Genomic DNA, 23,369 nt, shown 5'->3' with positions numbered 1-23,369 from the left:
GAGGAGGTGCAGCGAAGCAAACCGTAGGCGATGCGCCCGGATCAATCCCGGAGCGAAGGAACCCCGAGCCCCAGCGAGCGGGCCGAACGTCAGGGCAAAGACCTTTGGTTCCTTTGGGGCGTTTGCCAAAGGGACTCGCTGTAAGAGCGAAACCGCCAGCGGCAGCACCCGCAGAAACGGATATACACCCAAAACCCCAAGAACATGGTCGGCCCAAAGGCCGCCACGTCACAAAAGAATCAAGCGCCCTTACGCACCCGGAACCAAGCAGCATACAACGCCGGCAAAAACAACAGCGTCAGCGCAGTCGCAACAATCAACCCACCCATGATCGCCACCGCCATCGGCCCAAAAAACACACTACGTGACAACGGAATCATCGCCAGCACCGCCGCCAGCGCCGTCAACACAATCGGCCTGAAGCGTCGAACCGTAGCCTCGATAATCGCCTGCCAAGGCTTAAGCCCCGAAGCAATGTCCTGCTCGATCTGATCCACCAGAATCACCGAATTGCGCATGATCATCCCGGACAACGCAATCGTCCCCAGCATCGCCACAAACCCGAACGGCTGACGGAACACCATCAAAAACAACGTCACCCCGATCAACCCCAGCGGCGCCGTCAAAAACACCATCACCGTGCGCGAAAAACTGCGCAACTGCACCATCAGCAAGGTCAGCACCACCACGATGAACATCGGCACCCCGGCATTCACCGACTTCTGCCCACGCTCGGAATCCTCCACCGTACCGCCGACATCCAGCAGATAACCATCGGGCAACTCGGCGCGAATCGAATCCAGCGTCGGCATGATCTGCTTCACCAATGTCGCCGGCTGCTCCTTGCCATAAATATCCGCACGCACGGTCACGTTCGGCAGACGATTGCGATGCCAGATAATCCCTTCCTCAAAGCCATATTCCAGCGTGGCAATCTGCGACAACGCCACACTGCGGCCGTTATCCGTCGGCACCGCCAGACTCGGCAACAAGGACAATTCAGTGCGTTCATGCACCGTGCCGCGCAGCAGAATCTCGATCAATTCGTTGTCTTCGCGATACTGACTGACACTCGACCCGGTCAACGAACTCTGCAGGAATTTCGCCAGATTGGCCGTGCTTACACCCAATGCTCGCGCGCGATCCTGATCGATGTTCAGGTACACGACCTTGCTCGGTTCTTCCCAATCCAGATGCACATTGACCACATGCGGATTCTCGCGAACCTTGGCCGCGACCTTGCGCGCCAACGCCCGGACTTCTTCGATATGTTCACCGGTGACGCGGAACTGCACCGGATAACCAACCGGAGGACCGTTCTCCAGACGCGTCACCCGCGAACGCAGGGCCGGGAATTGCTCGTTAAGCGTCTCGATCAACCAACTGCGCAGCGCTTCACGTTCCTCAATGGTTTTCGCCAACACCACAAACTGCGCAAAACTGGCCGCCGGCAACTGTTGATCCAAAGGCAGATAAAAGCGCGGCGATCCGGTGCCGACATACGCCACATAATTATCAATACCGGCGTGATCCTTGAGCATCGCCTCCAGACGTTTCACCTCACCGGTGGTATTGGCCAGCGACGCGCCTTCCGCCAGCTTCAGATCGACCATCAACTCCAGTCGATTGGAAGCCGGGAAAAACTGCTGCGGGACGAAACGGAACAACATCACCGAGGCGATAAACAGCCCCACCGTCAGCACGATCACGGTCTTGCGGTGCGCCACGCACCACTCCACCAAGCGCCGAACGCGCTGATAAAACGGCGTGCCGTACGGATCAGCCTGACCATCGGCGGTACCATGTTTGGCCGCATGAATTTTCGCCAGATCCGGCAGGAGTTTTTCCCCCAGATACGGCACGAACATCACCGCCGCCACCCAGGACGCGAGCAAGGCGATGGTCACCACCTGGAAGATCGAACGGGTGTATTCGCCAGTGCCGGATTGCGCCGTGGCAATCGGCAGAAACCCGGCGGCGGTGATCAACGTACCGGTGAGCATAGGGAACGCGGTACTGGTCCAGGCATAACTCGCCGCGCGGATGCGATCAAAGCCCTGCTCCATTTTGATCGCCATCATTTCCACGGCGATGATCGCGTCATCCACCAGCAAGCCCAACGCCAACACCAACGCGCCAAGGGAGATCTTGTGCAGGCCGATGCCGAGGTAATACATGCAGGCGAAGGTCATCGCCAGCACCAATGGAATGGTCAGTGCCACGACCATGCCGGTGCGCACGCCGAGGGAGAAGAAACTCACCAGCAAGACAATCGCCAGCGCCTCGACCAGCACCTGGACGAACTCGCCGACTCCGGTTTTCACCGCCGCCGGCTGATCGGAAACCTTGCGCAATTGCATGCCGGCCGGAAGGTTTTTCTGGATGCGCGAGAACTCGCCTTCCAGCGCTTTACCCAGCACCAGAATGTCGCCGCCATCCTTCATCGCCACCGCGAGACCAATCGCATCTTCGCCCATGAAGCGCATGCGCGGCGCCGGTGGATCGTTGAACCCGCGACGCACATCGGCGACATCGGAGATGCGGAACGTACGATCGCCGACGCGGATCGGGAAGTTCTTTATCTCCTCGACCGTCTGAAAATTCCCCGAGACCCGTAGCTGCAAGCGCTCGCTACCAGTTTCAAAGAACCCGGCGGTCGACACCGCGTTCTGTTCTTGCAGCGCTTGTTGTACCGCCGCCAGCGGCAGGCCGAGAGTCGCCAGTTTGACGTTGGACAGTTCGACCCAGATTTTCTCGTCCTGCAAACCGAGCAAGTCGACCTTGCCGACATCCTTGACCCGTTGCAGCTGGATCTGGATGCGGTCGGCGTAATCCTTGAGCACCGCGTAATCGAAACCGTCCCCGGTCAGCGCATAGATATTGCCGAACGTGGTGCCGAACTCATCGTTGAAAAACGGCCCCTGAATATCCGGCGGCAAGGTCTGGCGAATATCACTGACCTTCTTGCGCACCTGATACCAGAGGTCGGGGATTTGCTTGGAATGCATCGAGTCGCGGGCAATGAACGTGACCTGCGATTCGCCGGGGCGCGAGAACGACACGATGCGCTCGTACTCACCGGTTTCCATCAGTTTCTTTTCAATACGCTCGGTGACCTGCCGCGAGACTTCCTGCGCGGTCGCCCCCGGCCAACGGGTTTGAATCACCATGGCTTTGAACGTGAACGGCGGGTCTTCACTCTGGCCGAGTTTGGTGTAGGACAACGCACCGACGATGGCCAGCAAAAGCATCAGGAACAGTACGATCTGGCGATTACGCAGCGCCCATTCGGAAAGGTTGAAGCGCATCGGGGCTTACTCCTTGTTCGCCAGATTGACCACGCGATTGGAGCGATCCACCGGACGCACCTGCTGCCCTTCGAGCAACACATGCACGCCAGCAGCCACCACCCAGTCACTGGCGTTCAAGCCTTCGAGCACCGGCACGGTTTTCTCGCCGAACGGGCCGATGCGCACCGGGGTTTTCTTCAAGGTGTTGTTGGCGCTGACGACCCAGACGTAGGTCACACCGTTTTCGGCGGTGAGTGCCGAGAGCGGCACCGAGAGGGAAACGCTATCGGCCGATTGCACAAACACCCGGGCGCTCTGCCCCAGTTCGGCCGGGACTTTGCCGCTGACGAAAGAAATGCGCGCAGCGAAAGTGCGCGAGCGTGGATCGGCGGCGGGCGACAGTTCGCGGATTTGCCCGGCGAAGCGCTGGTTCTGCTGTGTCCACAGTTCGACGGTCACAGGCTGGCCAACCTTGAAGCGCCCGAAGCTCTGCTCCGGCAGGCTGATCAGTACTTCGCGCTCGCCATCAGTGGCAAGAGTGAAAACAGTCTGTCCGGCGGCAACCACTTGGCCGACTTCCACCGAGCGTTTAGCCACCACGCCATCCTGCGGCGCGCGCAGCACCGCGTAACTGGCCTGATTGGTCGACACGTTGAATTCGGCTTTGATCTGTTTAAGGCGGGCTTCACCGGAGCGGTAAAGGTTTTCGGCGTTGTCGTAGGCCGAGCGGCTGACCATCTGCCGATCCATCAGGGTCTTGTAGCGATCACGTTCGGCGCGGACCAGATTGAGATTGGCTTCGGCGGCAGCCACCTGGGCGCGGGTGGCTTCCAGTTGCAGGCGCACGTCCTGCGGATCGAGTTCGGCGAGTGGCTGATCAGCCTTCACGCGCTGACCTTCATCGACCAGTCGTCGGCTGACTTTGCCGCCAATGCGGAATGCCAGATCCGGTTCGTAGCGGGCGCGCACCTCGCCCGGATAACTTTCCATCGCCTGTGCCGAAGGCTCTGGCTGCACCACCATGGCTGGTCGCACGGCGACTTGCGTCGCCTCTTCCTGACCGCATGCTGACAAAAGGAACGCCAGACTCACTGGCAACGCGAGGGACAACGCATGGCGGAACATGGTGACGGACCTTTCGCTAATGGTGCTTGGAATAATTATACTGGCGGGTATGTTATTAATAGCAAACTCACCAGTCCAGTATTAAAAGCGAAGAATGTCGAACAATCTTTCAGCTCCAAACGGCCCGGGCCGCCCCAAGGATCTGGCCAAGCGCCAGGCGATCCTCGACGCGGCGAAAATTCTGTTTCTGAGTCATGGCTACGCCAACACCAGCATGGACGCGGTCGCCAGCGAGGCCGGCGTGTCGAAGTTGACGGTCTACAGCCATTTCAACGACAAGGAGACGCTGTTCTCCGCCGCCGTGGTGGCCAAATGCGAGGAGCAATTACCGCCGCTGTTCTTCGAATTGCCCGAAGGCATCGCCGTCGAAAATGTGTTGCTGAACATTGCGCGAGGCTTTCATCACCTGATCAACAGCGATGAATCGGTGAATCTGCACCGTTTGATCATGGCGCTCGGCAGTCAGGATCCGAAGCTGTCGCTGATCTTCTTCGAGGCGGGTCCGCAACGCATGGTGCAGGGCATGGAACGGCTGTTGACGCGCATCCACGAGACCGGCGCGCTGAGCATCGATCTGCCGCGCAATGCTGCTGAGCATTTCTTCTGCCTGATCAAGGGCGCGGGGAATTTTCGTTTGTTGTATGGCTGTGGTGAACCGTTGAGCGAAGAGGCTTCGGAGAGCCATGTGCAGGAAGTGGTGGGGTTGTTTATGCGTGCTTACAGGTCCTGACTTTTAAGGTGTCTGAGGGGACGCCTTCGCGAGCAAGCTCGCTCCCACATTGGAATGCATTTCAAATGTGGGAGCGAGCTTGCTCGCGAATGGGGGCAACTCGGTTTAAGGCTTGAGCGCTTTCTTCGGGTAGATATCGTATCGACTGGACTTGCCATCCAGCGCATGACTCGGCTTCGGCCCCGCAATGCACGGCGCCTTGCGCGGTCGCTTGACCACCACCCGGTGCGTCGCCAACGCCAACGCGGCTTCGAGCAACGCCGGGGCATCCGGATCATCGCCCACCAACGGCCGGAACAGACGCATTTCCTTTTTCACCAGCGCGGTCTTCTCACGGTGCGGAAACATCGGGTCGAGGTAGATCACCTGCGGCGCCTCACCCTCCCAGTTCTGCATGACCTCGATGGAGTTGCCCTTGAGCAATTTCATCCGCGCCACAATCGGCGCCACGTCGAAATCTTCCGCCGCGCGCGCCAGACCATCCTCCAGCAAGGCGCCGATCAGCGGCTGGCGTTCGATCAGGCTCATCTCGCAACCGAGGCTGGCCAGCACGAACGCATCCTTGCCCAATCCCGCCGTGGCATCCAGCACCCGCGGGCGCACGCCCTGAGCGATGCCGACAGCCTTGGCGATCATCTGCCCGCTGCCGCCGCCGTATAGCCGACGATGCGCCGCGCCACCCTCAACAAAGTCGACCCGCACCGGCCCCGGTGCGTCCGGGCCGAGCTGTTGCAACTGCAAACCCTGGTCGCCGACCTGCAAGGCGAACTCGCCGTCCGCCACTGCAAGCGGCAGACCGAGGCGTTCGGCCCACTGCTCGGCTTGCGCTTCAAACGTCGGGCCGAGGGCCTGGACATGGATGCGGCAGGCCGCGGGTTGCTCGATCATGGAAAACACGCTCAAAAATTCAAGGATCGGCAAAAACCGCCGATAATTCATTCAACGCGCATTTTGCCAGAGCTGAGCGTCAACCGAAAAAAATGTCAGGCATTCTTCCCACATCGATTGGCTACATCTCGCCCCATGGCGACTTTAGCCGTCACAACACTCAAGCACTGAGCGGCGTCAGTCACCTGTGGCAGGATTTCTTTGCCCAAGCGATGGCCGAACAGACGAGTGAAGTGGTGCCTGCCTGCGGTACATTTCCGCCGGTTGACCTGAGCAGCCCGGAAGAACCGACCATCGGCAGCGAGCTGCACGCGCACATCGTCAGCCAGCGCGAGTGCGATGTGGTGGAAACCGAAGTGCGTCCGCCAGAGCCGCTGTTCCTGCCAATCGCCGAATTCGAAATGGAACTGCTGGACAAGCCGTTCCCGCCATTCCCGCCAGAAGAACTGCAAGCTCAGCAGGCGCAGCAGGATTTCGACAGCAGTTGGGTTCGCCCGGTGGTGATCAACAATGGTCAGCCCGTTCCAGAGCCTGGCCCGGCCCCGCAGAAGAAGCCGCTGTACCTGCCGATTGCCGAGTTCGATCTGGATCTGCTGCAGAAGCCTTACCCGCCGTTCCCGCCGGAAGAAATCGTCGAGCAACAGAAAGCACTGGACTTTGATAACGGCTGGGCCCGCCCGATCGTTCTGCAGAACCTGCGCCTCGCCGCCTAAGCCTCAGCGACACACGCTCCAGCGCCCGACATCGACATGAAAGTGATTGCGGTGGGCGGTGTTGTAATCCGGACCCAAAACCACACTGAACGCCTCGCAGGCGCCATCGCGCACCTGACGCAGAAATTGTGCGTCTTGATTTTGCTTCGGCCAGTCCTTGAGCACACTGATGCTGCGGCCGTCGGCGAGACGAAACCCGGCGATGTCCAGCGCATCGGCACTGGCATGGCGGCTGAGCGCGCCGCTTTCGCGATTGTAGATATTGCGACAGGCGAAGCTGCCGAGGTGATCAAGGCGTGCGACCTTCTGCCCGTACACGGATTGTGCAGCAGGTTGCAGCGTGTGCTGTTCAAACATCGCGTAGGCCACCGCCAGCGGACAACTGGCGAGGAAACTGCTGCTCAGCGCCACCTCACCGCCCTGTACGCGCAAGGCACCGATCAGCGGGCACTTGGCGTCGGGACTGTCGGCTTGCCGCGTGACGCGAAGATCAGAGCTGTTCAACGCCTGGGCACAGAGTTCGGGGTCACTGCGCAAACGCATCAGCTTGTAGCCGGTCAGCCAGTTGGGCGCGGCTTTTACGTCCAGTGGCGCCCATGGATTCCATGACGGCGGCACGTCCAGCCAACCGCGCCACACACTGATCAATGCGCCGCCAGTGATCAGCAACACGGTCAGTGCGATCCACCGCCCCATGCTCAGCCTTTGAAGAATTGATTGGCTTTGGCGTACGGCATCGACTGCGAGGTAAACCCGAAGGTGCCGGATTGCTGGATTTCTTCAGCGGCACGGAAGAATTCGCCGAACGCCGCCAACGCCAGTGCCGAACCGGTACTGATGCGCCGCACGCCCATTTCTTGCAGCTCCTGCACGGTCAGTTTCAAACCGCCGGACATCAGCACATTGACCGGTTTCGGCGCCACCGCACGCACCACTGCCAGCACTTCTTCGGCGTTGCGCAAACCTGGCGCATACAACACGTCGGCCCCTGCCTCGGCGAAGGCCTGCAGGCGGCGAATGGTGTCGTTGAGATCGGGATTACCGTGCAGGTAGTTTTCCGCCCGCGCGGTGAGAATGAAGGGAAAGGGTAGCGAGCGCACCGCAGCGACAGCGGCCTCGATGCGCGCCACAGCGTGTTCGAGGCAGTAGATTGGCGCATCCGCGCGGCCCGTGGCGTCTTCAATCGAACCACCAACAGCGCCGGCCTCGGCAGCACGCAGCAGACTCTTGGCGCATACAGCCGGGTCATCAGCGAAACCGTTTTCCAGATCCACCGCTACCGGCAAATCGGTGGCAGCGACAATCGCGCGGACATTGGCCAAGGTCTCATCAAGGCTCAACGCGCCATCGGCCTTGCCTTGGGAAAACGCATAACCGGCACTGGTGGTCGCCAAAGCCTGATAGCCAAGACTGGCGAGCATTTTTGCCGACCCCGCATCCCACGGATTAGGAATCACGAAAATCCCCGATTGGTCATGCAGGGCTTTGAAGGCGTGGGCTTTACGGGCTTGGGCATCCATCGGCAGACTCCTGGGCAGAAAAAAATCCGCTTCAGAGCAGGCCAAGTTGCTCCGCGGCGGGTTCTCTGTATAGCGCAGGCAGCGCTGGCAGGCCAGGCAAACGTTGCATCAGTTGTGCGTGAAAACGTTGCGCCAGTTTCGCCGCCAGCAGGTTATCGGCGGTGTGCAGGAAGATGTACGGCGTGCGGCCCTCTTCGATCCACTCGGCGATTTTCGCCACCCACGGCACTAGGAACGGGTCGTTGGCTTCCAGTTCCGGATGGCCGATAAAACGCACTTGCGGGAACTGGGTGAACGCCGCCGGGCGCGTCGGCACGCGTGGCTTTTTCGATTGCGCGTGGATTACCGAAGATTCAGTCGACAAGCAACTGAACAGCGCACGCGGGTCGAGGCAGATGCGCTCAACGCCACGATCCAGCAGCAGGCGATTGAGCAGACGTTCGCTCTCGCCCTTGGCGAAGAACTGTTCATGGCGCACTTCCACCGCCAACGGGCAATCCAGCGCATCAATAAACGCCGCCAGTTCCGGCAGCCGCTGCGGCGTGAAGCTTTTCGACAGTTGCAACCACATCGGCGAGACGCGCTCACCGAGGGGTTTGAGTAATTGCAGAAATGTTTCGGCGGCGGTCAGTTGCTCGCGCAGGTCACCACTGTGGCTGATGTCGCCGGGGAATTTGGCGGTGAAGCGGAAGTGCTCGGGCATGACCTCGGCCCAACGCTGCACCGTGGCGGGCGACGGGCTGGCGTAGAAGGTCGTGTTGCCTTCAACGGCGTTGAACACTTGGGAATAGAGACCGAGGAAATCGGAGGTTTTGGCGTCTACCGGGTACAGATACTCGCGCCAGGCGTTTTCGCTCCAGGACGGACAACCGAGGTAGTAAGGCAGACCCATCAGATATACAGATCGAGGCCCAGCACGTCTGCATCCCAATCGACAAAACCGGCGGTGCTCAGGTAGCTGGCCAGGGCCATCGCTACGCTTTTGCTCATGGCGCGGTGGTAAATCATGTCTTGTTGGCGGGCGGGCAGATTGCTCAGGCGTTGCGCGGCGGCTTTGGCGGCAGCACGGGCAGCCAGTTGCTCTTCAGTCGGAAATTCCAGCTCACCGTCGATGTCATCGACGGACTCATCCACAGTCACATGGCCTTTGCGAGGCTTGCGCTTGATGGGGTAGGACTGAGAGGAAAGGCCGTCTATACGCATAATTTCATGCTCGGTATCGATGATGGCAATTTAGCGGCACTTGACCGACTTAGCAAACTGCCGAGTGATAACTAGAACACATAAAGCGCAAAAGGTTTAAAGCGAGGGATTAGAAACTGACGATTGGCGGATTCGCGGGCGACTTAATTCCCTGTGGGAGCGAGCTTGCTCGCGAAGAGTTCAGCACATTCAACATTGATATTGGCTGACTCGAAGCCTTCGCGAGCAAGCTCGCTCCCACAGGGTTCGTGGCGAGTTAGCGGGCTTTCGGGGTGGCGACTTTATCGCGCAGGTAAACCGGTTGCGCATCGTCAGCCGGGATCGACTCGCCGCGCTCCCAGGCGAAGCGCGCCAGGGTCAGCAAGTCTTCGGCGTGGGGCAGCATGGCGGCATCGGAACCGGTCAGATTGACCGCGATGCGCTCGGCATAACTCCAACCCGTGCCAGCACCGAACCACTCACCACTGGCATCGGCCGGCAGCGCCGCGACTTCCGGCGGCAACACCGCCTCGGCACCAACCAGACGCATCTCCCCCGCCGTCTCGCGGTAGCAGCCCCAATACACTTCATCCATCCGCGCATCAATGGCCGCCGCGACCTGGCTCACGCCACGCTCGCGCAACGCCCGCTGCGCCAGCACGGCCAGGTTGGAAACCGGCAATACCGGACGATCCAGCGCAAACGCCAGACCCTGCACCACACCGATGGCAATCCGCACACCAGTGAACGCGCCAGGCCCGCGACCAAAAGCAATCGCATCGACCGCTTGCAACGTGGTGCCAGCGTCGGCCAGCAGTTGCTGGATCATCGGCAGCAGTTTCTGCGCGTGCAGGCGCGGGATCACCTCGTAATGGCTCGTGACCTTGCCGTCATGCAGCAAGGCAACGGAGCAAGCTTCAGTCGCGGTGTCCAGGGCCAGCAAGGTGCTCATCGATGTTTCCAAAACAGGTGTGGGAAAAAGGGCGTCAGTATAAACAACTACGGCCCGCAAGCGGGCCGTGGATGATGCAGCCGATCAGACTTTTCAGCTCAGCGCTGCCAGCACCTTGGTGGTGATTGCATCAACCGAACCAACGCCTTCGATGTGGCTGTACTTTGGCTTGCCGTTGGCAGCCGACAGCTTCTGGTAGAAATCCACCAGCGGCTTGGTCTGCGAATGGTAGACCGACAGGCGATGACGCACGGTTTCTTCGGTGTCGTCCTTGCGCTGTACCAGCTCTTCGCCGGTGATGTCGTCTTTGCCTGCGATTTTCGGCGGGTTGTAGACGATGTGGTAAACGCGGCCGCTGGCTTCGTGAACACGACGGCCGGCGATGCGTTGAACGATTTCTTCGTCTTCAACAGCGATTTCAACCACTGCATCCAGTTCGACGCCGGCAGAAACCAGAGCTTCAGCTTGCGGAATGGTGCGCGGGAAGCCGTCGAACAGGAAACCGTTGGCGCAGTCTGGCTGAGCGATGCGGTCCTGAACCAGTGCGATGATCAGGTCATCCGACACCAGGCCGCCGGCATCCATGATGCTCTTGGCTTGAACGCCCAGTGGAGTACCGGCCTTGACCGCTGCACGCAGCATGTCGCCGGTGGAAATTTGTGGAATGCCGAATTTTTCGGTGATGAACTTAGCCTGAGTACCTTTACCGGCCCCGGGAGCTCCCAGCAGAATGACGCGCATTAGATGTGCTCCTCAATTTTTTTATAAAAAGCTTTTACAAAACAAAGGATTCGCCTCTTGGGACGAATCCTGAAAATACGGGTCGTGGCCGCATAAACGGCCAAAGGCTGATCAAGATACACAGCAGGCTGCGCCCACACAAGACGCCAAAAGTCGGAGAAACCGACGCCCCCCGCGACCTCGCGACGCGGTAACCCAAGTCGCAACCCCATCATTAACTGTCGCCTCGCGGCACTTTCGCCGGTCAGGCAACGCGACAGCCAAGTCTTCGTCCGGCTACCGCGCACCCGACAAAAACCTTAGCCGGTATTTCGCAAACCAGCGGCAATCCCCGCCACAGACACCAGCAACGCCTGTTCCACCGGGCTGCCCTGCTCGACATCCTGCTGCCGCGAACGGGCCAGCAGTTCGGCCTGCAATAGATGCAGCGGGTCGAGGTAGGTGTTGCGCAGACGGATGAATTCAAGGGTGTCAGGGCTATGTGCCAGCAGTTGCGACTGGCCAGTCAGGCCGAGCACCACCGCGCACGCCTGCGACAATAGGTCGCGTAACTGCGCGCCCAACGGCAGCAGATCAGGCTCGACCAGACGCTGATCGTAGGACAGCGCAATATCCGCATCAGCCTTGGCCAGGACCATTTCCAGCATGTCGATACGCGTACGGAAGAACGGCCATTGTTCGCGCATCTGCCCGAGCAACTCGCCCTCACCGCGCTCCAGCGCCTTGCTCAGCGCCGACTCCCACCCCAGCCACGCCGGCAGCATCAGCCGCGTTTGCGTCCAGCCGAAGATCCACGGAATCGCCCGCAGACTTTCGATCCCGCCGGCGCGGCGTTTGGCCGGACGACTGCCCAGTGGCAAGCGACCCAACTCCTGCTCTGGCGTGGACTGACGGAAGTACTCGACGAATTGCGGATTTTCCCGCACGACCTGGCGATAAGCGCTGACGCCATCGGCCGCCAACTCGTCCATCAAGTGACGCCATTCTGGTGTCGGCGGCGGCGGTGGCAGTAGCGTTGCTTCAAGCACCGCCGCCAGATACAGATTGAGGTTTTGCTCGGCGATGTCCGGCAGGCCGAATTTGAATCGAATCATTTCCCCCTGCTCGGTGGTGCGGAAACGCCCGGCCACCGAGCCCGGCGGTTGCGACAGAATCGCCGCATGCGCCGGGCCACCGCCCCGGCCCACGGTGCCGCCGCGACCGTGGAACAGCAGCAGTTCGACTTGTTGCTCGCGGCAGATTTCCACCAAGCGTTCCTGCGCGCGATATTGCGCCCACGCTGCCGCCGTGGTGCCGGCGTCCTTGGCCGAATCGGAATAGCCGATCATCACTTCCTGCGGACCTTGCAGCCGTGCGCGGTAACCCGGCAGCAGCAACAGCCGCTCCATCACCGGCCCGGCGTTGTCGAGGTCGGCGAGGGTTTCGAACAACGGCACCACGCGCATCGGCCGCAGCACGCCAGACTCTTTGAGCAGCAGTTGCACGGCGAGCACATCGGAAGCTGCACCGGCCATGGAGATCACGTAGGAACCGAGCGAAGCGCCCGGCGCCGCGGCAATTTCCTTGCAGGTGTTGAGCACTTCGGCGGTGTCGGCCGACGGTTTGAAATGCGCTGGCAGCAGTGGCCGACGATTGCTCAGTTCGCGGGTCAGGAAGCTGATGCGCTGCTCTTCGTCCCAGTCTTCGTAGCGACCGAGGCCGAGGTAATCGGTGATTTCAGTCATCGCCGAGCTGTGGCGCGACGAGTCCTGGCGCACATCCAGACGCACAAGGAACAGGCCGAAGGTCACCGCCCGACGCAGACAGTCGAGCAACGGACCATCAGCGATCACGCCCATGCCGCACTCGTGCAGCGAGTTGAAGCACAGCTCCAGTGGATCGAGCAGATCGCGGTTGTTGTGCAGCACGTCTGTCGGCGCTGGCGTCGGTGCAGTCAGCGCAGCGTGTGCCCAATTGCGCGTGGCGCGCAGGCGTTCGCGCAGTTGCTTGAGCACCGCACGATACGGTTCGGCGCTGTCGCCGGCCTTGGCTTTGAGGGCGTCGCTGGCCTGTTGCATCGACAATTCGGCGGCAAGATGATCGACATCACGCAGGTACAGATCGGCGGCCATCCAGCGCGCCAGCAGCAACACTTCGCGGGTCACCGCAGCGGTGACGTTGGGGTTGCCGTCACGGTCGCCGCCCATCCACGACGCGAAGCGAATCGGCGCCGCTTCCAGTGGCAGACGCAGACCGGTCGCTTCATACAACGCCTTGTCGGCCTTGCGCATATGGTTGGGAATCGCCTGCCACAGTGAGTGTTCGATCACCGCGAAACCCCATTTGGCTTCATCGACTGGCGTGGGGCGCGTGCGGCGGATTTCTTCGGTGTGCCAGGCTTCTGCAATCAGCCGTTGCAGGGTGTTTTGAATCTGTTCGCGTTCGGCGCTGGTCAGGTCGCGATGGTCCTGCGCGGCGAGTTGCCCGGCGATCGCGTCGTACTTCTGGATCAGCGTGCGCCGCGCCACTTCGGTCGGGTGCGCAGTAAGCACCAGCTCGATTTCCAGCCGCGCCAGTTGCCGGGCCAGCGATTCGGCGCTGTGGCCTTCACTGCGCAAACGCGCGAGCAATTCCGGCAGCACGCGGGATTCGAACGGCGCCGGCTGCGACTCCTCGCGACGATGAATCAACTGATACTGCTCGGCGATGTTCGCCAGGTTGAGAAACTGGTTGAACGCGCGCGCCACGGGGAGCAATTCGTCTTCGCTCAATTGATTGAGGCTGGCGCTCAGTTCGGCGTCCATAGAACCACGCCGATCGGCCTTGGCGCCCTTGCGGATCTGCTCGATCTTGTCGAGGAAAGCCTCGCCGTACTGATCTCGAATGGTGTTGCCCAGCAGCTCTCCGAGCAGGTGAACGTCTTCGCGCAAGCGTGCATCAATATCGGTCATCAGCAATTCCCCAGCAGTAATCCGGACGGCTTAGAAACGAGTGCATGACCTAGAGAGTGCCGCTCTACGACGCTTCTTACAAGCAGCCGACGAAGGGACGTTAAACCTTGTGGGCGAAAGCTAGTCTCAACAGTAAGCCGCACAACGGCTTGCCGCCGGCCCCGGCGGACACTCACCCAGACCTGCCATGAGCAGGTGCGAAATGAGGTCATCATGAAAATTCGTGAACTCGCCCAGCATTGGGAAGAAAACGCCAAAGGTCGTATGACCGACACTGGCTACGCGATTCATCTGGACGTTGAAGCTGCGGCGCGTCTGGCAGCGATTACCGAGATGTACCCCAAACGTCATGTCGAAGAATTGCTTGGCGAACTGATCGGCGCGGCGCTTGAAGAGTTTGAAGCGAGCCTGCCGTATGTGAAAGGTTCGACGGTGGTGGCGACCGATGAGGAAGGTGATCCGCTGTATGAAGATGTCGGGCCTACGCCGCGTTTTCTGGCCCTTTCGCGCCGGCATTTGCATGACCTCTCGGCCGCAGCAGGCAAGCAAAAACACTGACACCACACAGATCAAAACTGTGGGAGCGAGCCTGCTCGCGATGGCGGATTTTCAGTCGACATTTTTGTTGTCTGATACACCGCTATCGCGAGCAGGCTCACTCCTACAAAGATCGTATTCCAGTTCAAAATCAGTGTGTTTTCGGGATCCGAAAACTCCGCGCGTACCGCTTCATCCCGCCAAAGTTCCCGGCCCAGAGCCTTGTCCATTCGGTCAAAAAATATTTTGGCGATAGGCCATCTTTTCTGAACTTTTGAAAAACGCCTCCGGTCGGAACCTGTAACCACGCCTGGAACGAGCGTTTCAAAAACGCCTTTCACACGACGCTTTCGGCTCCTCGACCAGGATGGATTCAGTTGTTTTCAGGAGATGCCTAATGGAGTTGAAGACCATGAAAAACCAAACCTCGTTTACCCACCTGCGCGGTCTGAAACTGGCGGCTCTGGCCATCGGCACCAGCTTCGTACTGGCCGGTTGCGCCGGTAACCCACCGACCGAGCAATACGCCGTGACCCAGTCGGCGGTGAACAGCGCCGTCAGCGCTGGCGGTACCGAGTTCGCTGCGGTTGAGATGAAGCAAGCGCAGGACAAACTGAAACAAGCCGAAATCGCCATGCACGACAAGAAGTATGACGAAGCTCGCATCCTGTCCGAGCAAGCCGAGTGGGACGCTCGCGTCGCCGAACGCAAGGCTCAGGCCGCTAAAGCCGAACAGGCTGTGAAGGATTCCCAGAAAGGTGTTCAGGAACTGCGTCAGGAAAGTCAGCGCACCGTGCAGTAAGCGCGCATCACGACCGCAAAGCTGAATCTCTTACCGATAGAAAGGACGACAAATTATGCGTAAGCAACTGATGATCCCCGCTCTCCTCGCCGCAAGCGTTGCTCTGGCTGCCTGCTCCACCCCGCCTAATCCGAACCTGGAAAACGCGCGCACCAACTACGCCGGCCTGCAAGCCAACCCACAGGCGAGCAAAGTCGCGGCACTGGAAACCAAAGACGCCAGCGATTACCTGGACAAGGCCGACAAGGCCTACCTGGACAAGCAAGACGCTGCCAAGGTTGACCAACTGGCCTACCTGACCAACCAGCGCGTGGAAGTGGCCAAGCAGACCATCGCCCTGCGCACTGCGGAAAATAACCTGAAGAACGCCGCCGCCCAACGTGCCCAGGCGCGTCTGGATGCTCGCGATCAGCAGATCAAACAGCTGCAGGACAGCCTGAACGCCAAGCAGACCGATCGCGGTACGCTGGTGACTTTCGGTGACGTACTGTTCGCGACCGACCGTGCTGACCTCAAGTCCAGCGGTCTGGTCAACATCAACAAACTGGCGCAGTTCCTTCAGGAAAACCCGGATCGCAAAGTGATCGTCGAGGGTTACACCGACAGCACCGGGACCGCCAGCCACAACCAGTCGCTGTCCGAGCGTCGCGCCAACTCCGTGCGCACCGCACTGGTGAAAATGGGCGTTGATCCAGCGCGCATCGTCACCCAAGGCTACGGCAAGGAATACCCAGTTGCCGAGAACGGCAGCGCTTCCGGCCGTGCGATGAACCGTCGTGTGGAAGTGACCATTTCCAACGACAACCAGCCAGTGATGCCACGTTCGGCTGTTAGCTCGAACTAAGCGCCCTGCTGTAACGCAAAAGCCCCGCCTGACTGAGTCAGGCGGGGCTTTTTTGTGCGGGCTGAAATGGTGGCCCCTCACCCCAGCCCTCTCCCGAGGGAGAGGGAGCCTATTGGGGGATGTTCAATAACTACGCCGACCTGGGAGTGCTTTGCTGAATCCGTAATCGACACAATCTTTCAGGTCGGCGTATAGCGAAAGAACACCTCGGTCAGTCCCCTCTCCCTCTGGGCGGTCCGACGTTTCGGGAGGGTTAGGGTGAGGGCTGGTCCTGCAGAATCACTGCTCAAGCTTCTGCGGGGTTTCTTCGCCCATGCAGCGCACGGCTTTTTTCTGTGCGTTGATCAACACACCGGTCAGACCTTTCTGCTCGGTATCGAACAACACCAGCACCCCATCAATGCACTGCGCCACTTGCGGCGCAGGGTCCAGCGAGACTTTGTAATCCTCACCCGGAACAGTCTTGAGCATGGTGAATTCGTTGAGCAGCAACGCATCCTCGGGTTTGGCGAAATGCAGGTAGCCGTAGTACCACAGCGCCCCGACGGTGCCGAGGATGCTGCAGATACCGGTGATGATCAGCGGGATGGCGTTACGTTCTTCAGTCATTGCGGACTCTCGTCTTCAGAATTCGGGGGTGTCGGATAATTGGGGATTTCGCCGAGGCGGCGCAGGCCGTTGAAGTGCTCGGGATCGTCGAGGTAGCGCAGCATGACCTGGCGCCACACCGGGTCACCGAAGGTCTGCACATGACCGCCGCGGGTCAGTTGCAGCACGCGCGGTGGCGGCGCTGCTTGATACAGACAGATGCCGTTGGACAGCGGCACCAGTGGATCGTCGATGCTGTGGAAGATCAGTTTCGGCACGCCGTTGAGTTGCGGCATCGAGTTGATCGCGCTGTCGCTGTCCGGCACCAGCCACGACAACGGCACCTGAAATGGCCAGGTCAGCCACGAAGTGCTGAGCGCGTATTGGCCGACGCTGCGATAGCTCGCGGGCACGCCGTCGAGCACCAGCGCTTTCAGCTGTTTTTGCCGCTCTGGATGCTGCACCAGCCAATGCACCGCCATCGAACCGCCGAGGCTTTGGCCGAGCAGGATCAGCGGCTTGCCTTTGACTTCCGGCGCCTTGTCCAGCCATGCGAACGCGGCGTCGATGTCCTGATAGATCGCCGGCAGGCTCGGTTTGCCTTCGGACAAGCCATAACCGCGATAGTCGACCAGCAGCACTTGATAGCCGTTTTTTGGCAGCCACCAGCTCCCGCCCAAATGCATAGGCAGATTGCCGCCATTGCCGTGCAGGTGCAGGACGGTGCCTTTGACCTCTACGCCGGGTTTGGCCGGCAGCCACCAGGCGTTGAGCTTCAAGCCATCCGCCGTGACCAGGGTGACGGTGCGGTATTCGAGCTTGGCTTTTTCCGGGGTGAAGATCTGGCCCGGCTCAGGGTAGAACAACAGCGAACTGCAACCGCCGAGGGTCAGGAGCAGGCAAATGATGCCGAGGATTCTCATCCGGTGAAACCTCGCGAAAATAGGGAGTCAGACACAAATCAAAACTGTAGGAGTGAGCCTGCTCGCGATAGCGGTGTGTCAGTCGCTATTTGTGTTGGTTGACACACCGCTATCGCGAGCAGGCTCACTCCTACAGGGGTTTATTGTGTGGGCTAGAGGATATTGGAGTAATCCGCTTCGATCCGGTCCAGGCTCAAATGGTTGAGGAAGTTGGAGAAGCACATCCACGCCGACAACGCATTCAAATCGCGGAACTGGTCAGGCAGATACTTCGGCGGCACCACCAATCCTTCATCCACCAGCTGGCGCAAGGTGCGCATGTCTTCCAGCGTGGTCTTGCCGCAGAACAACAACGGAATCTGCTCAAGCTTGCCCTTACGCACGGCCAACTGAATGTAGTTGTAAACCATGATAAAGCCCTTGAGATAGGACAAGTCTTTGGTAAATGGCAGACCGGTCGGTGTCGATCCACGGAAAACGCGACTGGCGTTGCCGTAACTTTCCGCCATCTCGAAGCCCTGCTCACGGAAGAATTCGAAAACCTGCAGGAAGTCCGCGCCCTCCTCGACCATATGAATGGCGCGGGTGCGGTTGGTCAGTTTGCGCAGGCGGCTCGGGTAGGAGGCGAAGGTGATGATTTCCATCAGGATCGCCAGGCCTTCCTGGGTCACCGTCGACGACGGTGGGCCTTTGGACAGGAAGGTGCAGATCGGCTGGTTCAAACCGTTGAGCGTGGTGCCCACGTGGACCAGGCCTTCGTGGACTTCCAGCGCGCGCACGTCACGGTCGTTGAACATCGCGTCGGTGCGGATCTTGATGTAGTCAGCGCCTGCCGCTGCGTCGGCAACAATGCCGTCGGACTCGAATACGCGGATGGTTTCTTCGGCCTCGCCGAACACTTTGTTCAGACGGGTTTGCAGCAGATGCACGGCGTCCTTGGCGGTGAGGATCTTCGGCTCGTCCTTCAAATCGCCACGGCCATCAATGTTGTTCAGGTAGTCGGACATCATCAGGCCGAGGTCGGCCAGGGTCGGGTCACCGGCGTGGAACGCATCAGACGCGGCGCCATACAACTCTTGGGAGATCAGACCGAAATCTTCGGTACCGCGCGCTTCGAGCATGCGCACCACCATGCGGTATTCCTTGCACATGCGCCGCATGATCTGCCCGACCGGGTTGAACTGACCGAGCTGGCGGGTGATGTCGCGCTCGATGTTCTGGAACTCCAGTTTGACCTTGCTCGAATCGAAACTCAGCGGCCGATTGAGGTAATAGTCGCGATCCACCGCCGGCATTTCCTTGCCTTTGGCCTTGAGGAACCCCTTGCGAATGTTCTCGTCCCACTTGACGGCGTCGAGCACACGGATCGGCGTCTGCGCCAGCACAATGCGATCGGACAACATGCGTATCGTCTGCTGGTAATCGTCCACCCGAAACTCCTGTAGAAAACCTGACGTAATGAATTATTGGGCGCGGGCCTGGCGCTGGTAGCGCACGGCTTCCACGAAGACATCGGAATTGGCCGGATCATCGAGGTAAGCAAAGACCTTATCGAGGTTACTGTCGACTTGCACGCCGTCGCCATCGTCGGTCTGGAAGGCCTGACCGTCGAGGGCTTTTTGTTTGATCGCCTGGTTGATCTGCTCGAGATCGAGGTTGTAGACCACCAGTTCGTGTTTGTCGGTGAGTTCGAAGCCGGCGATGGTGAAGTGGCCACCGTACTGCGCCGGGACTTTCGCCGACAGATACCAGCGGCTGCCATGGCGCGACACAGTGAAGGGATAGGCTTCGCGTTCGCGGGGTTTGGCCTTGAAGTACGTGACAGCCTGATAGCGGTCCTTGCCCAGGCGCGTCAACTCAAGGTTCATCGGCTCGCCCCAGGCGTTGGTGCTCGACCATTTGCCGAGCAGGCCCTTGGGCGCCGGGTCACTGGCGGTCAGCGGCTCCTTGAAGGTCACCAGACAGCCACTGAGCAGCAGGAACGACAAGGCGATCAGCACGCCACGCCAGGCTTTCATTCAATACTCCCTATGAACATTCGCCGCCCTTGAATACGCCACCGAACCTGTGGGAGCGAGCTTGCTCGCGAAAGCGTCAGCACAGCCAACATTAATGTTGAATGTCAGTCCGTCTTCGCGAGCAAGCTCGCTCCAACAGGGTTCAATGTTTCCCCAGAGGATCAGACCGACGCGAGCACCAGATGCATATAGCGCGTCAGAATGCCGAGCATGTCCTCTTCGGCCAAAGGCTCGGCGTCGTTGAGCAGGCCCTGATATTCCATCCGACCGATAATCGCCGTCAACACCTTGGCATCCTGTTGCGGTTCACGCGAGCCCAGCACCTGGAACAACTGGCAGGTGCCCTGCAACAGAATCTGCTGATGCGAACGCACCAGAATCGCCAGACGCGGATTAAGCAATGCTTCCTGACGGAACGCCTGTTCAGCCATCAAATGTTCACGACGGTTAACCAACTGACGATGCACGTAGTCAGCCATCAACCGCGCGATGTCATCAGCCAGTTGCGAGCGCGACTCCGGGCTGCCGTCCCCACTGACGACCATTTCGCGCAGCAAACCTTCGTTGTTGACCCACAGCTTGGCCATGTACGCCGCGCTGCGTTCAACGTATTGAGCGAAGGTATCGGTGAGCAGGTCGTCGATATCCTTGAAGTAATAGGTGGTCGCCGACAGCGGCACTCCGGCCTCGGCCGCCACCGCGCGGTGGCGCACGGCACGCACACCGTCACGCACGACAATGCGCATCGCCGCGTCGAGAATGTCCTGGCGACGCTGCTCACTGCCCTGTCGGCTGGCCTTGCGACCCTGGTACTGAACGCTTTCAGCGACCGCAGTGGCGATACCCGCTGCACCTTCTTGAGCTATTGCACCCATCACGACAGAACTTCCTCTGCAATTCAAAAGTAACCAATTGATACATTTGTACCAGACAGGCAATAAAAAGCCGCCTGTTTTAGGCGGCTTTTTAACTGAAACGTTTACGCTTGCGGTCGCATGTGCGGGAACAGGATCACATCGCGAATCGACGGCGAGTTGGTCAGCAACATCACCAGACGATCGATGCCGATACCTTCACCGGCCGTTGGCGGCATGCCGTACTCCAGCGCGCGCACGAAGTCGGCGTCGTAGTGCATGGCTTCGTCGTCGCCGGCGTCCTTGTCGGCCACCTGCGCCATGAAGCGCTCGGCCTGGTCTTCCGCGTCGTTCAACTCGGAGTAGGCGTTGGCGATTTCACGGCCACCGATGAACAGCTCGAAGCGGTCGGTGACGTTCGGGTTGTCGTCGTTGCGACGCGCCAGCGGCGACACTTCAAACGGGTACTGAGTGATGAAGTGCGGCTGTTCCAGCTTGTGCTCGACCAGCTCTTCGAAAATCATCACCTGCAGTTTGCCCAGACCTTCGAAGCCCAGCACCTTGGCGCCGGCCTTCTTGGCGATGGCGCGCGCCTTGTCGATGTCGTTCAGATCATCGGCGGTCAGCTCAGGGTTGTACTTGAGGATCGAGTCGAACACCGACAGGCGCACGAACGGCTCGCCGAAGTGGAACACCTTGTCGCCGTACGGCACGTCGGTGCTGCCCAGTACCAGCTGCGCCAGTTCACGGAACAGTTCTTCGGTCAGGTCCATGTTGTCTTCGTAATCGGCGTACGCCTGATAGAACTCCAACATGGTGAATTCAGGGTTGTGACGAGTCGAAACGCCTTCGTTACGGAAGTTGCGGTTGATCTCGAAAACCTTTTCAAAACCACCGACCACCAGACGCTTCAGATACAGCTCTGGCGCGATACGCAGGAACATTTCCATGTCCAGCGCGTTGTGGTGGGTTTCGAACGGCTTGGCCGCAGCGCCGCCCGGAATGGTCTGCAGCATCGGCGTTTCGACTTCGAGGAAGTCGCGCTTCATCAGGAAGCTGCGGATGTGCGCGATCACTTGCGAACGCACGCGGAAGGTCTGGCGCACGTCTTCGTTGACGATCAGGTCAACGTAGCGCTGACGGTAGCGCTGTTCGGTGTCGGTCAGGCCGTGGTGCTTGTCCGGCAGCGGACGCAGCGACTTGGTCAGCAGACGCACGCTGGTCATTTCAACGTACAGGTCGCCCTTGCCGGAACGCGCCAGGGTGCCTTCGGCAGCAATGATGTCGCCCATGTCCCAGGTTTTCACCGCGGCGAGGGTGTCTTCCGACAGGGTTTTACGGTTGACGTAGACCTGGATGCGACCGGTCATGTCCTGGATCACCATGAACGAGCCACGGTTGAGCATGATGCGACCGGCAACCTTGACCGGGATTGCAGCCTCTGCCAGCTCTTCCTTGGTCTTGTCCGCGTATTTCTTCTGCAGATCTTCGCAGTAGTTTTCGCGGCGGAAGTCGTTCGGGAAGGCGTTGCCCTTGGCGCGCTCGGCAGCCAGCTTTTCCTTGCGCAGCGCGATCAGGGAGTTTTCTTCCTGTTGCAGGGCTTGCGGGTCGAGTTGTTGGTCGCTCATGTCTTTAGATATTCCATCAGGTTCGTTGCCCCCGGGCCTTACGGCCCGGGGATCGCCAGCAGGGCTGGCTCCTACAGGGATCGGGTTGAATCAGCCGATCCTGTAATGCGTCTTTTACAGCCCGGATTTCAGGCTGGCTTCCAGGTATTCGTCGATATCGCCGTCGAGTACCTTGTCGCAGTCGCTGCGTTCGATGTTGGTGCGCAGATCCTTGATCCGCGACGCATCGAGCACGTACGAGCGAATCTGGTGACCCCAGCCGATGTCCGACTTGGTGTCTTCCAGCGCTTGCGACGCGGCGTTGCGTTTCTGCATTTCCTGCTCGTACAACTTGGCCCGCAGCATTTTCATGGCGGTGTCCTTGTTGGCGTGCTGGGAACGTTCGTTCTGGCAGCTGACCACGGTGTTGGTCGGTACGTGAGTGATACGTACGGCCGAGTCGGTGGTGTTTACGTGCTGACCACCGGCACCGGAGGAACGATAGGTGTCGATCCGCAGGTCTGCCGGGTTGATTTCGATTTCCACCTTGTCATCGATCTCTGGCGAGACGAAAACCGCGGAGAACGAGGTGTGACGACGGTTGCCGGAGTCGAACGGGCTCTTGCGCACCAGACGGTGTACGCCGATTTCGGTACGCAGCCAGCCAAAGGCGTATTCGCCCTTGATGTGCACGGTCGCACCTTTGATACCGGCGACTTCACCGGCCGACAGTTCCATGATGGTCGCGTCGAAACCGCGTTTATCCGCCCAGCGCAGGTACATGCGCAGTAGGATGTTGGCCCAGTCCTGGGCTTCAGTGCCGCCGGAACCGGCCTGGATGTCCAGGTAGGCGTTGTTCGGGTCCATTTCATGGCTGAACATGCGGCGGAATTCCAGCTTGGCCAGATTCTCCTCGAGACGGGCCAGCTCGGCGACGACATCGCCCACTGCGCCTTCGTCGTTTTCTTCGACGGCCATGTCCAGCAGGTCACGGCAATCGGCCAGACCGCCGTTCAGTTCATCGAGGGTATCGACGATCTGCGCCAGCGCAGCGCGCTCGCGGCCCAGTTCCTGGGCGTATTCAGGTTTGTTCCAGACGCTCGGATCTTCAAGCTCGCGATTGAC

At 59.8% G+C, this 23,369-nt stretch carries 23 protein-coding genes; 5 read left to right on the top strand and 18 right to left on the bottom strand.

Annotated features, from left to right (window positions below):
- Nucleotides 1–239 precede the first annotated feature (239 nt).
- Together AB4N74_RS00115 and AB4N74_RS00110 are read right to left on the bottom strand one after the other, a co-directional pair.
- A complete protein-coding gene (locus AB4N74_RS00115; protein WP_093436655.1) occupies nucleotides 240–3,308 on the bottom strand; it encodes an efflux RND transporter permease subunit in 3,069 nt (1,022 codons plus the stop codon).
- 6 nt (nucleotides 3,309–3,314) lie between these two features.
- Nucleotides 3,315–4,415, bottom strand: coding sequence for an efflux RND transporter periplasmic adaptor subunit (locus tag AB4N74_RS00110; RefSeq protein ID WP_093436658.1), 1,101 nt, complete (start codon nucleotides 4,413–4,415; stop codon nucleotides 3,315–3,317).
- 94 nt (nucleotides 4,416–4,509) lie between these two features.
- Between AB4N74_RS00110 and AB4N74_RS00105 the strand changes: the two genes are divergently transcribed.
- On the top strand, nucleotides 4,510–5,145 hold the full coding sequence (locus tag AB4N74_RS00105; protein WP_093436662.1) for a TetR/AcrR family transcriptional regulator: 636 nt from the start codon (nucleotides 4,510–4,512) through the stop codon (nucleotides 5,143–5,145).
- Between the two features lie 105 nt (nucleotides 5,146–5,250).
- Here AB4N74_RS00105 and AB4N74_RS00100 read toward each other — a convergent pair whose 3' ends face one another.
- Nucleotides 5,251–6,033, bottom strand: a complete 783-nt coding sequence (locus tag AB4N74_RS00100; RefSeq protein ID WP_093437040.1) for a class I SAM-dependent methyltransferase — start codon at nucleotides 6,031–6,033, stop codon at nucleotides 5,251–5,253.
- Nucleotides 6,034–6,125: 92 nt separating this feature from the next.
- Between AB4N74_RS00100 and AB4N74_RS00095 the strand changes: the two genes are divergently transcribed.
- Nucleotides 6,126–6,746 (top strand): energy transducer TonB, encoded by a 621-nt coding sequence (locus tag AB4N74_RS00095; protein ID WP_093436665.1) that lies wholly within the window; start codon nucleotides 6,126–6,128, stop codon nucleotides 6,744–6,746.
- Between the two features lie 3 nt (nucleotides 6,747–6,749).
- Here the strand turns inward: AB4N74_RS00095 and AB4N74_RS00090 are convergent, their stop codons facing one another.
- From AB4N74_RS00090 to ppc, 7 genes are all read right to left on the bottom strand, one after another.
- Nucleotides 6,750–7,442, bottom strand: coding sequence for an extensin-like domain-containing protein (locus AB4N74_RS00090; RefSeq protein ID WP_150792465.1), 693 nt, complete (start codon nucleotides 7,440–7,442; stop codon nucleotides 6,750–6,752).
- Nucleotides 7,443–7,444: 2 nt separating this feature from the next.
- The gene (locus tag AB4N74_RS00085) at nucleotides 7,445–8,266 is read right to left on the bottom strand and encodes an isocitrate lyase/PEP mutase family protein (RefSeq protein WP_460097961.1); all 822 of its coding nucleotides are present in this window, start codon (nucleotides 8,264–8,266) and stop codon (nucleotides 7,445–7,447) included.
- A gap of 31 nt (nucleotides 8,267–8,297) precedes the next feature.
- Nucleotides 8,298–9,158 carry a DUF72 domain-containing protein gene (locus AB4N74_RS00080; RefSeq protein ID WP_093436674.1) on the bottom strand — a complete coding sequence of 287 codons (861 nt, stop codon included), beginning with the start codon at nucleotides 9,156–9,158 and terminating at the stop codon, nucleotides 8,298–8,300.
- Nucleotides 9,158–9,469 (bottom strand): hypothetical protein, encoded by a 312-nt coding sequence (locus tag AB4N74_RS00075; RefSeq protein ID WP_093436677.1) that lies wholly within the window; start codon nucleotides 9,467–9,469, stop codon nucleotides 9,158–9,160. The genes AB4N74_RS00080 and AB4N74_RS00075 overlap by 1 nt, the downstream gene beginning before the upstream one ends.
- Before the next feature lie 256 nt (nucleotides 9,470–9,725).
- Nucleotides 9,726–10,400: a tRNA (adenosine(37)-N6)-threonylcarbamoyltransferase complex dimerization subunit type 1 TsaB gene (tsaB, locus tag AB4N74_RS00070; protein WP_099758111.1), complete on the bottom strand. Its 675-nt coding sequence runs from the start codon at nucleotides 10,398–10,400 to the stop codon at nucleotides 9,726–9,728.
- A 93-nt stretch (nucleotides 10,401–10,493) separates the two neighbouring features.
- Nucleotides 10,494–11,141: an adenylate kinase gene (gene adk / locus AB4N74_RS00065; protein ID WP_093436683.1), complete on the bottom strand. Its 648-nt coding sequence runs from the start codon at nucleotides 11,139–11,141 to the stop codon at nucleotides 10,494–10,496.
- A 299-nt stretch (nucleotides 11,142–11,440) separates the two neighbouring features.
- Nucleotides 11,441–14,071, bottom strand: coding sequence for a phosphoenolpyruvate carboxylase (ppc, locus tag AB4N74_RS00060; RefSeq protein ID WP_414926617.1), 2,631 nt, complete (start codon nucleotides 14,069–14,071; stop codon nucleotides 11,441–11,443).
- A 213-nt stretch (nucleotides 14,072–14,284) separates the two neighbouring features.
- On the opposite strand from ppc, the gene AB4N74_RS00055 reads away from it, so the two are divergent.
- Entirely contained in the window at nucleotides 14,285–14,629 is a 345-nt protein-coding gene (locus AB4N74_RS00055; RefSeq protein WP_099758109.1) for a pilin assembly protein, read from the top strand.
- An 11-nt stretch (nucleotides 14,630–14,640) separates the two neighbouring features.
- On the opposite strand, the gene AB4N74_RS00050 is transcribed toward AB4N74_RS00055, so the two are convergent.
- Nucleotides 14,641–14,949 (bottom strand): hypothetical protein, encoded by a 309-nt coding sequence (locus AB4N74_RS00050; RefSeq protein ID WP_460097960.1) that lies wholly within the window; start codon nucleotides 14,947–14,949, stop codon nucleotides 14,641–14,643.
- A gap of 56 nt (nucleotides 14,950–15,005) precedes the next feature.
- Between AB4N74_RS00050 and AB4N74_RS00045 the strand changes: the two genes are divergently transcribed.
- Together AB4N74_RS00045 and AB4N74_RS00040 are read left to right on the top strand one after the other, a co-directional pair.
- Nucleotides 15,006–15,410: a DUF4398 domain-containing protein gene (locus AB4N74_RS00045; protein WP_093436697.1), complete on the top strand. Its 405-nt coding sequence runs from the start codon at nucleotides 15,006–15,008 to the stop codon at nucleotides 15,408–15,410.
- Nucleotides 15,411–15,465: 55 nt separating this feature from the next.
- A complete protein-coding gene (locus AB4N74_RS00040) occupies nucleotides 15,466–16,254 on the top strand; it encodes an OmpA family protein (RefSeq protein ID WP_007908901.1) in 789 nt (262 codons plus the stop codon).
- Nucleotides 16,255–16,533: 279 nt separating this feature from the next.
- Here AB4N74_RS00040 and AB4N74_RS00035 read toward each other — a convergent pair whose 3' ends face one another.
- From AB4N74_RS00035 to prfB, 7 genes are all read right to left on the bottom strand, one after another.
- Nucleotides 16,534–16,863, bottom strand: coding sequence for a hypothetical protein (locus tag AB4N74_RS00035; protein WP_034154859.1), 330 nt, complete (start codon nucleotides 16,861–16,863; stop codon nucleotides 16,534–16,536).
- A complete protein-coding gene (locus AB4N74_RS00030) occupies nucleotides 16,860–17,765 on the bottom strand; it encodes an alpha/beta hydrolase (RefSeq protein WP_460097959.1) in 906 nt (301 codons plus the stop codon). Before AB4N74_RS00030 ends, AB4N74_RS00035 begins: the two co-directional genes overlap by 4 nt.
- 152 nt (nucleotides 17,766–17,917) lie before the next feature.
- A complete protein-coding gene (locus tag AB4N74_RS00025) occupies nucleotides 17,918–19,168 on the bottom strand; it encodes a flavohemoglobin expression-modulating QEGLA motif protein (protein ID WP_175559644.1) in 1,251 nt (416 codons plus the stop codon).
- 60 nt (nucleotides 19,169–19,228) lie between these two features.
- Nucleotides 19,229–19,783, bottom strand: coding sequence for a hypothetical protein (locus AB4N74_RS00020; protein ID WP_093436706.1), 555 nt, complete (start codon nucleotides 19,781–19,783; stop codon nucleotides 19,229–19,231).
- 161 nt (nucleotides 19,784–19,944) lie between these two features.
- Nucleotides 19,945–20,658 (bottom strand): TetR/AcrR family transcriptional regulator, encoded by a 714-nt coding sequence (locus AB4N74_RS00015; RefSeq protein ID WP_034154855.1) that lies wholly within the window; start codon nucleotides 20,656–20,658, stop codon nucleotides 19,945–19,947.
- 104 nt (nucleotides 20,659–20,762) lie between these two features.
- A complete protein-coding gene (gene lysS / locus AB4N74_RS00010; RefSeq protein WP_007908910.1) occupies nucleotides 20,763–22,265 on the bottom strand; it encodes a lysine--tRNA ligase in 1,503 nt (500 codons plus the stop codon).
- A gap of 114 nt (nucleotides 22,266–22,379) precedes the next feature.
- Nucleotides 22,380–23,369, bottom strand: a 990-nt coding sequence (gene prfB / locus AB4N74_RS00005; RefSeq protein ID WP_460097958.1) for a peptide chain release factor 2, incomplete at its 5' end; no start/stop codon positions are given.

Source organism: Pseudomonas sp. H3_C08, assembly GCF_054669455.1.
Note: the sequence above shows the minus strand (reverse complement) of the source record. Positions and strands in the feature narration are given on the sequence as shown.